The organism is Sphingomonas sp. CFBP 13706 (assembly GCF_014842355.1).
GTDB classification, from domain to species: domain Bacteria; phylum Pseudomonadota; class Alphaproteobacteria; order Sphingomonadales; family Sphingomonadaceae; genus Sphingomonas; species Sphingomonas aerolata.
In genome coordinates, this window is the sequence record NZ_JACYVM010000001.1 from 181,186 (window position 1) to 193,647 (window position 12,462).

The 12,462-nt window shown below is 64.4% G+C and carries 10 protein-coding genes; 4 read left to right on the plus strand and 6 right to left on the minus strand.

The window, feature by feature from the left end; translation table 11 throughout:
- Window positions 1–59: 59 nt before the first annotated feature.
- Entirely contained in the window at window positions 60–1,670 is a 1,611-nt protein-coding gene (locus IFS44_RS00760; protein ID WP_192097110.1) for a phosphoenolpyruvate carboxykinase, read from the plus strand.
- Window positions 1,671–1,782: 112 nt separating this feature from the next.
- Here the strand turns inward: IFS44_RS00760 and IFS44_RS00765 are convergent, their stop codons facing one another.
- Window positions 1,783–2,220, minus strand: coding sequence for an NfeD family protein (locus IFS44_RS00765; RefSeq protein WP_192097111.1), 438 nt, complete (start codon window positions 2,218–2,220; stop codon window positions 1,783–1,785).
- The gene (locus IFS44_RS00770) at window positions 2,220–3,212 is read right to left on the minus strand and encodes an SPFH domain-containing protein (RefSeq protein WP_192097112.1); all 993 of its coding nucleotides are present in this window, start codon (window positions 3,210–3,212) and stop codon (window positions 2,220–2,222) included. Before IFS44_RS00770 ends, IFS44_RS00765 begins: the two co-directional genes overlap by 1 nt.
- Before the next feature lie 120 nt (window positions 3,213–3,332).
- Here IFS44_RS00770 and guaB point away from each other — a divergent pair, with 120 nt between their 5' ends.
- The 3 genes from guaB (at window position 3,333) to IFS44_RS00785 (ending at window position 6,684) form a co-directional block, all read left to right on the plus strand.
- Window positions 3,333–4,790: an IMP dehydrogenase gene (gene guaB, locus IFS44_RS00775; RefSeq protein WP_031393400.1), complete on the plus strand. Its 1,458-nt coding sequence runs from the start codon at window positions 3,333–3,335 to the stop codon at window positions 4,788–4,790.
- A gap of 173 nt (window positions 4,791–4,963) precedes the next feature.
- Complete coding sequence (locus IFS44_RS00780) at window positions 4,964–6,151, plus strand: RsmB/NOP family class I SAM-dependent RNA methyltransferase (protein WP_192097113.1); 1,188 nt, start codon at window positions 4,964–4,966, stop codon at window positions 6,149–6,151.
- 32 nt (window positions 6,152–6,183) lie between these two features.
- Window positions 6,184–6,684 (plus strand): tetratricopeptide repeat protein, encoded by a 501-nt coding sequence (locus IFS44_RS00785; RefSeq protein WP_192097114.1) that lies wholly within the window; start codon window positions 6,184–6,186, stop codon window positions 6,682–6,684.
- Between the two features lie 11 nt (window positions 6,685–6,695).
- On the opposite strand, the gene rsmA is transcribed toward IFS44_RS00785, so the two are convergent.
- From rsmA to IFS44_RS00805, 4 genes are all read right to left on the minus strand, one after another.
- On the minus strand, window positions 6,696–7,547 hold the full coding sequence (rsmA, locus tag IFS44_RS00790; RefSeq protein ID WP_056676736.1) for a 16S rRNA (adenine(1518)-N(6)/adenine(1519)-N(6))-dimethyltransferase RsmA: 852 nt from the start codon (window positions 7,545–7,547) through the stop codon (window positions 6,696–6,698).
- Complete coding sequence (pdxA, locus tag IFS44_RS00795; protein WP_192097115.1) at window positions 7,544–8,554, minus strand: 4-hydroxythreonine-4-phosphate dehydrogenase PdxA; 1,011 nt, start codon at window positions 8,552–8,554, stop codon at window positions 7,544–7,546. The genes rsmA and pdxA overlap by 4 nt, the downstream gene beginning before the upstream one ends.
- Window positions 8,555–8,561: 7 nt before the next feature.
- Window positions 8,562–9,905, minus strand: a complete 1,344-nt coding sequence (locus IFS44_RS00800; RefSeq protein WP_373929164.1) for a peptidylprolyl isomerase — start codon at window positions 9,903–9,905, stop codon at window positions 8,562–8,564.
- 138 nt (window positions 9,906–10,043) lie between these two features.
- A complete protein-coding gene (locus IFS44_RS00805; RefSeq protein ID WP_192097488.1) occupies window positions 10,044–12,287 on the minus strand; it encodes an LPS-assembly protein LptD in 2,244 nt (747 codons plus the stop codon).
- Window positions 12,288–12,462: the final 175 nt, after the last annotated feature.

Sequence of the window (12,462 nt, forward strand, 5' to 3'; positions counted from 1 at the left end):
CCTAGATCGAGCCTCAACGACATACATACGTATGCGCAAGTGTCTTATGGAGAGATGCCGTGTCTGATTTGCGAACCCCTGCCTCAGGGCTCGATGCGCAGGGAATTGAAACACATGCGGAGGTGCACTGGAATCTGGTGACCGCGCAGCTGGTCGAAGCCGCGCTCGACCGGGGTGAGGGGCGTCTGTCCGCCGACGGGCCCCTGGTCGTCGAAACGGGCGCCCATACCGGACGTTCGGCTCAGGACAAGTTCATCGTCCGCGACGCGGAAACCGACGCGACCGTCTGGTGGGGCAAGAGCAACAAGCCGATGGCTCCGGCGCACTTTGCCGCACTGAAGGCAGATTTCTACGCCGCGCTGGCGCAGAAGAATACGCTGTTCGTTCAGGACCTATATGGCGGATCGCAACCCGATCACCGGGTGAATGTTCGCGTCGTCACGGAACTCGCCTGGCACAATCTCTTCATCCGGACGATGCTTGTCCGTCCGGAAGCGTCAGCGCTGAAAGGCTTTCAAGCCGACTATACGATCATCGATCTGCCCAGCTTCCAGGCCGATCCCGCGCGGCATGGTTGCCGCAGCGAAACCGTCATCGCGGTCAATTTCACCGATCGGCTCATCCTTATCGGGGGTACGAAATATGCCGGGGAGATGAAAAAATCGGTCTTCGGCCTGCTCAACTACCTCCTGCCGCCGGCCGGGGTGATGCCGATGCATTGTTCGGCAAACATGGGCGCAAACGGCGATACCGCGGTGTTCTTCGGGCTTTCTGGCACCGGCAAGACGACCTTGAGTGCCGATGCCAGCCGAACGCTGATCGGCGACGATGAGCATGGCTGGTCCGATACCGCCGTCTTCAACTTCGAAGGTGGCTGCTACGCCAAGATGATCCGTTTGTCGGCCGATGCCGAGCCCGAGATCTTCGCGACGACGAAGCGGTTCGGAACGGTTCTCGAGAATGTCGTGATGGATCCCACCACGCGCCTGCTTGATCTTGACGATCACACGCTCGCGGAAAATAGCCGGGGCGCCTATCCGATCGACTTCATTCCCAACAGCTCGGCGGACAATATGGGTCCGGTTCCGCGGAACATCGTGATGTTGACCGCCGATGCCTATAGTGTGTTCCCGCCGATTGCCAAACTGACGCCGGATCAGGCGATGTACCACTTTCTGTCAGGCTATACGGCCCGCGTCGCCGGCACTGAAATCGGCGTGACCGAGCCCGATGCGACGTTCTCGACCTGTTTCGGCGCTCCGTTCATGCCGCGGCATCCCTCAGTTTATGGTAATCTCCTGAAAGCGCGGATCGCCCGCGGCGGGGTCGACTGCTGGCTGGTGAATACGGGTTGGACCGGGGGCAAATATGGTGTCGGCAGCCGCATGCCGATCAAGGCGACGCGTGCGCTGCTCAACGCTGCGCTGGACGGAAGTCTGAAGACTGCCGAATTCCGTACGGACCCGAACTTCGGGTTTCAGGTTCCGGTGAGCGTGCAGGGCGTCGACAACGCCATCCTTGATCCGCGGACGACATGGGCAGATACCGATGCCTATGACGCGACAGCGGCGAAGCTGGTCGATCTGTTTGTCGAGAATTTCGCGCAGTTCTCGGAGCATGTCGATGCCAGCGTGATGCAGGCGGCGCCGAAGGTTACCGAACCCTCGTGACCACGCGCACAGCCTGATAGAACTGCGCGTGCCGGACCGGGATTCCGCGTTTAGCCATTCCCGGTCCGGCCATCGAAATTGAACGGACCATCCGAGACGTTGCGACAATCGTCTATTGAGGTTCCACAGCCACCGCGCCGTCCATCACCGCGACGATCCTGACCCGCGTGCCGACCGCGGCGTCGGGCCCGCGTGCGGGCCAGCTGCCGTCACCGACGAGAACGCGGCCATGGCCGTCGACGACGGCGGTCTCGACGATCACGATCTGGCCGATCAATCGCGCCGCGCGGTCGTTCAGCAGCGGATCCCCGCCTTCGACCGGATAGTCACGATACCATCGTTTGCCGATCGTGACCGTGACCACGCTCCAGACCGCAAAGGCGCCGAGCTGTACGGAGATCGGCAGGTCCGGCAGCGCGAACGCCATCACCCCGGTGAAAGCCGCGGCGATCGCCAAGAAGACCAGGAAGATTCCCGGAACAGCCAGTTCCGCGATTCCCAACATCAGCGCAGTGATCAGCCATGCAACGGCCGGTCCGATCCCAAACATCAGCTTTTTGGCACCTCGTTGCCGTTCGACAGTTCAAATGGTCCCGTGTGTGCGGGCTTCGCTGGCGGGGTGGTCGACTGCACTGTGTCGCGCAGGGCATCCTTCGCAATCTCGCCAATGCCACCCAGTGTTCCCATCAACTGAGTTGCCTCGACCGGAAACAGGATCGTCTTCGCATTGGGCGAGGTGGCGAATTTACCGATTGCTTCGACATATTTCTGCGCAATGAAATAGTTAATCGCCTGGGCACCGCCCTCTTCGATCGCCTGTGACACGGCCCGGGTGGCCGACGCTTCGGCAACGGCCGCGCGCTCGCGGGCCTCGGCATCACGAAAGGCCGATTCCTTGCGGCCCTCCGACTCGAGAATCCGTGCCTGCTTCTGGCCCTCTGCCCGGAGGATTTCCGAGGCGCGTGAGCCTTCCGCGTCCAGAATGTTTGCGCGCTTCTCGCGCTCGGCCTTCATCTGGCGGCCCATGGCGTTGACGATGTCGGCGGGCGGACGAATGTCCTTGATCTCCACCCGGGTGATCTTGACGCCCCACGGCGTCGTTGCGTGGTCGACGACGCTCAACAATCGCGCATTGATCTCGTCGCGCTTGCTCAACGTCTCGTCGAGATCCATCGAGCCCATCACTGTGCGAAGATTTGTCGTCGTGAGCTGCAGCAGCGCCTGATACAGGTCCGACACCTCATAGGCGGCCTTGGCCGAATCCAGCACCTGGAAGAACACGACCCCGTCGGTCGATATCATCGCATTGTCCTTGGTGATGATCTCCTGCCCAGGAATATCGATCACCTGCTCCATCATGTTCACCTTCCGCCCTACGCGGTAGAAAAACGCCGGATAGAAATTGAAGCCGGGCCGCGCGACTGTCGTGAACCTGCCGAAGTGTTCGATGGTGTACTGATAGCCCTGACGTACGATCTTGATACTGGTCATCAAATAGAACAGTACCAGCGCCACTGCGAGCCCGGCGACAATCAACCCCATCGGAATATCCCCCATGCGTGTACTGCCCGGCTATAGCACGGTGTGCGCAGAGGGGCCTAGCCGTACGCGCCCGCTTTGGTTACATGGCGCGCCACCCCACACCCAGGATCGGCAGCTTTCATGGATATCCGTCTCGGCCTCACTTTCGACGACGTCCTTCTGTATCCGGGGGAATCGGACGTGCTGCCAAGCCAGGCGGACACGCGGACCCAGGTTACGCGGGGGATAGCCCTCAATATTCCTATCCTGTCCTCCGCGATGGACACCGTGACCGAAGCGGACATGGCGATCGTCATGGCCCAACTCGGCGGTATCGGCGTGCTGCACCGTAACCTGACGATCGAAGAACAGGTTGTCGCGGTCCGTCAGGTCAAGCGGTTCGAATCGGGGATGGTGGTCAACCCGATCACGATCAAGCCGACTGCCACTCTGGGCGAGGCACAGGCGTTGATGGCTGGCCACCGGATCAGCGGCATTCCGGTCGTCGAGTCGGATGGCAAGCTGGTCGGAATCCTGACCAATCGCGACGTTCGCTTCGCCGGTAACCCGCAGCAGCCGGTCAGCGAGCTTATGACGCACGAGAATCTTGCGACTGTATCGACCGAGGTCGGCAAGGAGGAAGCGCGCCGGCTGCTGCACCAGCGCCGCATCGAAAAGCTGCTGGTCGTCGATGCCGAGTATCGTTGCGTCGGTCTCATCACGGTCAAGGATATCGAAAAGGCCGTCATGTTCCCCGATGCGACCAAGGACGAAGCGGGCCGCCTACGTGTCGCAGCGGCGACGACCGTCGGCGACAAGGGCTTCGATCGCACGGAACAACTGGTCGACGCCGGATGCGACCTGATCGTCATCGATACGGCACATGGGCATAACCGCGACGTGGGGCGTGCGGTGGAGCGGGTCAAGAAACTGTCCAACTCGGTCCAGGTCGTTGCCGGCAACGTCGCGACGGGCGACGCCACCCGCGCGCTGATCGACGCGGGCGCGGACGGCATCAAGGTTGGCATCGGTCCGGGGTCGATCTGCACCACGCGGGTGGTCGCCGGCGTCGGTGTGCCGCAGTTGACGGCCGTGATGGATTGCGCTGAGGCCGGTCACAAGGCCGGCGTACCGGTGATCGCGGATGGCGGTATCCGCACGTCGGGCGACATGGCCAAGGCGCTGGCTGCAGGCGCATCGACCGTGATGATCGGGTCACTGCTCGCCGGGACGGACGAGGCGCCGGGCGAAACCTTCCTCTACCAGGGACGTGCGTATAAATCCTATCGTGGCATGGGTTCGGTCGGTGCGATGGGCCGCGGGTCTGCGGATCGCTACTTCCAGGGCGATATCAAGGACCAGCTGAAGTTGGTTCCCGAGGGCATCGAGGGGCAGGTTGCGTATAAGGGCCCGGCACGCGACGTCGTCCACCAGCTCGTCGGCGGGATCAAGGCGGCTATGGGCTATACAGGGTCGGCAACCATCCCGGATCTGCAGGCACGTGCGGAATTCGTGCAGATCACCGGTGCCGGCCTGATGGAGAGCCATGTCCATGACGTCACGATCACGCGCGAAGCCCCGAACTACCCGACGCGCTAGCATCGACGTCTCCTGATGCCGCAACGGGATCGGGAGGGCCCGCTGGCCGGGAATGTGGCGAGTGGATACCTGAAATCATTCCCTTCTGCGTCCGGGAGGGGGTAGGGGCAGGGGATGATGATGATCCCCTACCAAATCACTGCCCGATATTGCGCAATCCCGGGAGGTCGGCCTTGACCCCGTCGGCGCGGACGCAGGCCGCGATCGAGCTGCTCGACCAGATCATCGCCGCTGCCCGCGAGAGTGGCGCGGCAGCGGACACGCTCATCGCCCGCTACTTCGCCACGCGTCGTTACGCTGGGTCGAAGGACCGTCGCGCCGTGCGTGAGCTCGTCTATGCGGCGATCCGCAAGGCAGGGGATCGACCCGAGAACGGTCGTGCCGCGATGCTGCTGGTGGCCGATGCTGATCCCGCGCTGGCCGCGACCTTCGACGGCTCGACCCATGCACCAGCACCGATCGGCAAGGACGAGCCGCGTGCCCGTGCGGGCGTCGCGCCGCAATGGCTGACCAAGGCGTTGCGGGCATCGGGGCTCGATGGCGCGGCGCTCACCGATCTTGCCGGGCGTGCGACGCTCGACCTGCGCGTCAACACGCTCGTCGCGGATCGTCCCGCCGTGCTCGCCGCATTGCCCGAGGCTGAGGCGACACCGCACGCTCCCGACGGAATCCGGCTACCAACCGGCACCAATGTCGAGGCATTGCCGCTGTTCAACGAGGGTGCGCTGGAAGTCCAGGACGAGGGCAGCCAGATCGTCGGGCTCGCGATGCAGGCCAAGCCCGGCCAAAGGATCGTCGACCTCTGCGCAGGCGCGGGCGGCAAGACGCTCGCGCTCGCCGCAATGATGGCGAACACGGGTACCCTCCTTGCCTGCGACACCGATCGTAACCGGCTGTCACGGCTGGCGCCGCGCGCGACCCGCGCGGGCGCCGCGATCATCGAGACGCAGTTGCTCAACCCGACCCGTGAGATCGAGGCGTTGAGCGAATGGGCAGGCCGCGCGGACGGCGTGCTCGTCGATGCGCCTTGTTCGGGAACAGGCACGTGGCGACGCAATCCCGAGGCGCGCTGGCGCCTGACGCCCGACCGCGTGTCCAGATTGCAGTCGACTCAACAGCAGGTGCTGTCGGTCGCGGCAACGCTGGTCAGGCCGGGCGGTACGTTGGTGTATATCGTCTGTTCGTTGCTCGATGCGGAAGGCACGGACCAGGTTACGTGGTTCCTGGGCGCGCATCCCGGCTGGACGACCGCGCCGCTGTCGTTGCCCGCAGGCGCTGTCCACGGCCACGGGGTTCGCCTCGAGCCCGGCCGCGACGGCACCGACGGATTTTTTGTCGCGCGCCTTATCAGCCCATGCTAGCCAAACCCGCTGTGCCCCGCCTGGAGACCATCATGCGTTTTTCGACCGTTGCCGTTGCCGCCGCGCTGACGGTCGTGTCCGTATCGACGTCACTGAGCGGCCAACGGCCCGATACGCAGATTGATGCGCGGTCGTTGCAGTTGCTAGCGCAGGGGCGAAGCCTCAAGGCGGCCGGCAATCTCGACGGTGCGACCGACATGCTCGAAACCGCGGTTGCGGTCGATCCGCGCAATCGCGCGGCGTTCGTCGAACTGGGCAAAGTCGCAGAGGCACGCGAACTGCCGGGCAAGGCGATCCGCCTTTACCGCGAGGCTCTGTTGCTCGAACCCAACGACGTCACCGCGTTGCAGGGGCAGGGTAGTGCATTGGTGATGAAGGGCGCGGTCGTCCGGGCCCGCGACAACCTTGCCAAGATCCGCACCATCTGCAAGGGTCAGTGCCCTGAAGCCGTGCAGCTTGCCGCGATCATCGCCAAGGGGCCGCCGATCACGACCGCGCAGGTCGTAAAGCCCACGACCCCCGCCAAGGACTGAGCGGGACGACCTCAGCCGCTGACGGTGAGCGGCCGTGTCTTCGCGGCGCGCGCCAGTGCCACAAAATCCAGCACCGACAAGGTCTCCGCGCGTCGCGTCCCATCGATCCCGATCCGCTCCAGCGCATCGAGAGCGCCAGGCACCGACTTCAGGCTCTGGCGGAGCATCTTGCGGCGTTGTCCAAAAGCGGCGCCGGTCAGCCGTTCGAGCAGGGCGAAGTCGACACCCTCGGGCGCAGCCTGTGGCGTGATGTGGACGACCGCGGACATGACCTTGGGTGGCGGCGTGAAGGCCGACCTGTGGACCGGCATCGCGATCCGCGACGCGCTTCGCCATTGTGCCAGCACCGCCAGACGTCCGTAATGGTCGCTATTGGTGGTCGCGACAATCCGTTCAGCGACCTCCTTCTGAAACATCAGCGTCAGCGACTGCCACCATGGCACCCAGTCCGCCGACAGCCAGCCGACCAGCAAGGCGGTACCGACATTATAGGGCAGGTTGGAGACGATGTGTGGCTTTGTCTTGAACAACGCCGGTGCGTCGATCACCAGCGCATCGCCCTCGATGACCGTCAACTGCCCCGGGAACGCCTCGCCCAGTTCGGCCAGCGCCGGGATACAGCGGTGATCCCGCTCGATCGCCGTCACGCGCGCACCCGCCGCAAGCAGGGCGCGGGTCAGTCCACCGGGACCTGGGCCGACCTCGAGGACTTCAGCGTCGTGCAGGTCACCCGGCACAGCGGCGATGCGCGACAGCAGTTGCCCGTCGAACAGGAAATTCTGCCCCAGCGCCTTGCTGGCGTTAAGGCCGTGCCGCGCGATCACCTCGCGCAGCGGGGGGAGGACCGTTGCCGGGGCGATCATCGACTTTCGGCGCTTTGCGCAGCACGCCGATCGGATGCCTGACCGGCCATCGCGATCGCCGCGATCATGGCACCCGGTTCGGCAAGGTCCTTACCGGCGATCGAGAATGCCGTGCCGTGGTCAGGTGAGGTGCGCACGATAGGCAGCCCGAGCGTGATGTTGACGCCTTCGTCGAAGTGGATGGTCTTGAGCGGCACGAGCGCCTGGTCGTGATAGCAGCAGAGTGCCGCGTCATAGGTCGCCCGCGCGCGCGGGTGGAACAAAGTATCTGCCGCAAAAGGCCCGGTCGCGTCGATGCCCTCCGCGCGAAGCAGATCGATTGCCGGGGCGATGATATCAATCTCCTCACGACCGAGCGCGCCCTGTTCACCCGCGTGCGGATTGAACCCGGCAAAGGCGAGCCTCGGGGCCGCGATCCCGAAATTCCGCGTCAACCCGCGCGCCGTCGCCCGCCCCTTTGCGACGATCAGATCGACCGACAGCAGGGACGCGACGTCGCCGAGCGGCACATGCGTCGTGATCGGCACGACACGGAGCGACGGGCCGGCAAGCATCATCACGGCATTCTCGCCCGCGACGCCGAACCGTTCAGCGACGAACTCCGTCTGCCCGGGATGGCTGAAGCCAATCGCATAGAGCTTTGCCTTCGATACCGGGCCCGTGACCAGCGCGCGCGCTGCTCCGGTCTTGACCAGGCCCACGGCGAGCTCGAGCGCGTGCAAGGCGCAACGGGCGCCCTCGACGTCCGGATTCCCGGGCACGATCTCGCCCGCGTCTTCGACGCTCAGGACTGGCAACGCACCGCCGAATACCGTGGCCGCTTCGGCAGGATCCGAGATCCGGACCACAGGCCCGGACCAGACCCGCTCGATCGCCCGGATGTCGCCGATCGCAACGAAAGGAGGCAGGTCGTGCGCAACACGCGCGGCCCAAGCCTTGGCGATGATTTCAGGTCCGATTCCCGCAGGGTCGCCCATCGAGACGGCGAGGGGGCGCGACTGCGGCATGTCAGGATCAGCGATATTCGACGACGGCGTCACGACGCAGATCGCGCAGCTTCTGCTGGGCGCGCAGATTGACGCGCTGCTGCTCGAGCTGTCCCTGGATCTGTTCCGAACTTGGCAGATTGCCTGACTGCGGATCGTCGCGTCCGCACAGGACGAGGGCACGTACGCCCTGTTCAGCGGACCCGAATGGCGGGCTCGATTCGCCGACCTGTAGCTTGAGCATCACTTCCTGAAGCTGCGGCGGAAGATCGCGGATCCGGACCGTATCATTGTCGACAACATCCGCGCCGATGCCCGCGGCGACCTTTTCGACGGTGCCACACCCGCGCAGATCTTTCGTCGCCCTCGCGAACGCCTCGGCACGGGCTGCTGCCTGCGCCTGCGAGGTATTGGGCGGGAAGCGCAACGTCAGCTGCTTCAGGCTGAGCCGCGCGTCGCGTGGGTCGGCGGTCAGCACCTGGCGCTTGTCGGTCAGGTACAGGATGGAATAGCCGCCCGACACCTCGATCGGACCGGCCACCTGGCCGACCTGCATCGACTGCGTCGCCTGGGCGAGCTCCGGCGGCAGCGTCGATGCGCGAACCCAGCCAAGGTCGCCGCCGACCGCGCGGGTCGACGCCTCGGAGAATTGCCGCGCATACGACTCGAACGGCTGCGTGCCCTTCTGGATCTCCTGGATCAGCTGGCGGGCATTGGCATAGACCTGTTGCCCGTTCGTCGCATTCCCGGCGAGGTAGATTTCCTTCAGGTTAAACTCGTCCGTACCCTTGGCCGCCTCGAGACGGTCGATGATGCCTTTGACCTCCTCGTCGCCGACGTTGACGAAGGGCTCGACACGGCGCCGCAGATAGCGCTGCCAGGCCAGTTCGCCTTCGATCTGACGCTTGAGCGAGCGATCCGACGAGCCGGTCTGCCGCAGATAGGCCGCCATGGTGGCAGGGGTCCGGTTGAACCGCTTCGATACCGCGTCATAGCTCTGCGTCAGTTCGGCGGGCGTGATCGTGATGTCGGCGGTCTTTGCCTCCTGGATCTGCAGCGTCTCGTCGATCAGCTGCCGCAGGACCTGGAGCTTCAACCGATCGCGGTCTTCGGGGGAGAGCTTGGCGCCCTCATTGGCCATCGCGATCAAGGCGACGCGCTGATCGACGTCGGTGCCGGTGATCACGGAATCGTTGACGATCGCCGTCGGCTTGCGGACGTTCGGATCGACCTTGCCGAAGATCTGAAGGTTCGTCGGCAGGTTAAGCCCGGTATTGTCGGGCACGCTCTGATCGGACACGGTCTGGCCGGATCCTCCAGCGGGCGCGGGCGCAGGCGTTGGCGCGGTCTGGGCAATGGCGCTTGCGGTCAGTGCGGCAAGGACCACAGCGCCGATTACGCGGCCACCACGCGCCGTCAGTCGAACATCATGCTTCAAGGTGTCGGTATCCCATCATCGCGTATCATCGCACGTGCCGCGCGGCCTACCCTGGCTTAGCTGAATGCGGGCTTAGCGGCCAAGATTGGTGAAGGCCAGCGTCAGCAGGAAACTGTTCCCCTTCCGCGCATCACCGGTATCGTTGTACGTCCGCCGCCACGTCGCGCCAAGCCGCAGGCAATCGTCTTCATACTGCACGCCGACACGGTGGCGGATCGGGCTGAAACCGTCGCTGACCGACAGCGGATCTTCCGACTTGTTCGTCAAATCGACGACCCCCGATCCGAAGGCCGACCAGAACCGGGCAAACTGGACACGGCCGGCGACGCGGATCTCCTCGCGGTCGCGCAAATCCTCGATCGCGGCGTCGATATTGCGGTTGAGCTTCAGATAGCCGACGAGCACGTAAGTCGCGCGCGATCCGATCGTGGCGTCGATCTCGTTGCGGCGGATTGCCAGGCTGTCTTTGTCGAGCCGGTAGCGGTGCACCACCGAAACAAAGTCGCGGAACCGTAACTCACTGCGACCGACAATATCGGAGAACCGGTCGCTGAGCCCCGTACCGTCGGGCAGGATCGTCGGCCGCGTACCCAGGCGATAGCTCTGTCCGATATTCGTCGTGAAGGCGATCCCCGGAAGGTCGAGTGCCCACTCGCCGCCATAGGTGGCGCGCGAGGAATCCTCGAACCGGTCATACCCAGCAAAGCGGTTCAGTGCGAACAGGTTGGTATCGTCGAGGTCGACGGCCCGCGAATCCTCGTTGGGGATGCGCGTGTTGGCAATGCTCGGTGCGGCTACGAGCTGGACACGCGGCGTGAACCGCTGCGTGCCGCCGAGGAACGTGCCGATGAAAGGCCATTTCACGTCGACGGCCGCTGCGCCGATCGCCCGCTTGTGAAATCCTTCGAGTCCGCGATAACTGACGATCGAGGTCGCGTCGGTGTTGTTCGTGTTATAGGCGTCGGCGCGGGCGAATGCCGTGAAGGTAACTTCCTGACCCCAGTTCGTCAGGCGCCGAAGATCCCATTGCGCGCTGGCGAACGCGCGCTGCGTGTCCTGTCCGTCGGTGCGTGTCAGCGCGAGCGTGTTGAGCTGGAGCTGGACGCGGCCCCCGACCAGTCCATCGTCGAAGCGCTTGCGATAGTCGATCTCGGGAAGCGCGATCGGCTGCTGACCCTGGCTGTCATTGACGCGCAGCGTCTGGACGTACCAGCCGGTCAGCGCGAAATAGCTGCTGTCGTCGATCCGCTCGAGGCTGGCCGTGCTGCGCAACCGGTCGTCGCGCGAAATGTCGTAGCGCCGCAGGAACGTCCGGTCGGTCGTCAGGCGGAGCGAGCCGCTGATACTCCAGTTGGGCGTCAGCTGATAGCGCGCCATGCCGTCGAGATAGCCGCGGAACGCCATGCTGGTGTCCGCCGGATTTGCCGTGGTCAGATCGTCGCTTCGGCGGCTTTCAGTCGCATAGGCGCGCAGGCTGAACGCGCCCCTGGTGCTCAGCGCGGAATAGTCAGCCTGGAGCATCGGCAGGACGCTGGTGTAGAGGTGCGGCGTGACAACTAGGCCCTGGTTGGGCGCGAGCTTCACATAATAGGGAATGCTGACTTCGAAACCGTTGACCCGGCTATAGCCGCCATTGGGCGATAGCAGCCCGCTGTCGCTGCCCCCGCCGACGGGATTCGAGAATTTGGGTAGCGGCAGGCTGGGAAGTCCGAACAGGTGCAGGCGCGCGCCGGCATAATAGATCCGCTTGCGGTCGGGCCGATAGGTGACGCTGACTGCGGTGATCTTCCAGGTCGGCTCCTTGGGGCACCCGGCCGTGTTCACGACGGCGCAGGGCGTATATGCGGCACTGCGCAGTTCGACCGTGCCATCAGCCTCGCGCGTCCCCTGCTTGGCGGCCAGCCTGCCGCCCTGTTCGAGCACGACCAGCATGTTGTCGACCACGCCGTCTTTCAGCGAGTCGGTCAATTCGATCGAGTCGCCATAGGCAATGTCGCCCTGGGGGTTGGTGACCGCGATATTGCCCGTCGCAAGAACCTTGCCCGTCTTGCGGTTCCACACCACCTTGTCGGCGCGCAGCCGATCGCCCTGGCGGAACATGCGGACTTCGCCAGTTGCCGTGACGATGTCGGCGTCGGTGTCATATTCGAGACCACTGGCGCTGAATTGCACCTGATCCGGATCCGTTGGGGTCGACGATGTCGGCGTTTCCGGAAGGGGCGGCGCTGCCGGACGCGCCTGGAGATCCTGCGCACGCGCGGACGCCGGAAGCAGTCCCGATGCGAGCAAGGCGAGCGACAGGGCGCAACCCGCCATAAGGTCGATACGCAACACGATCCGAACCAACCCCTTTTGGAACTGCGGCCGGTCGCCGCCATACCGCGCCGCCTATCGCATCGTCCGCGCGTTGCTGCAATCGCCGTGCGTCGGATCACCGCTATCCACAGGCTTGATCAGCCGCGACCTTGCTTTGCCGCTTACGCAGCATCAG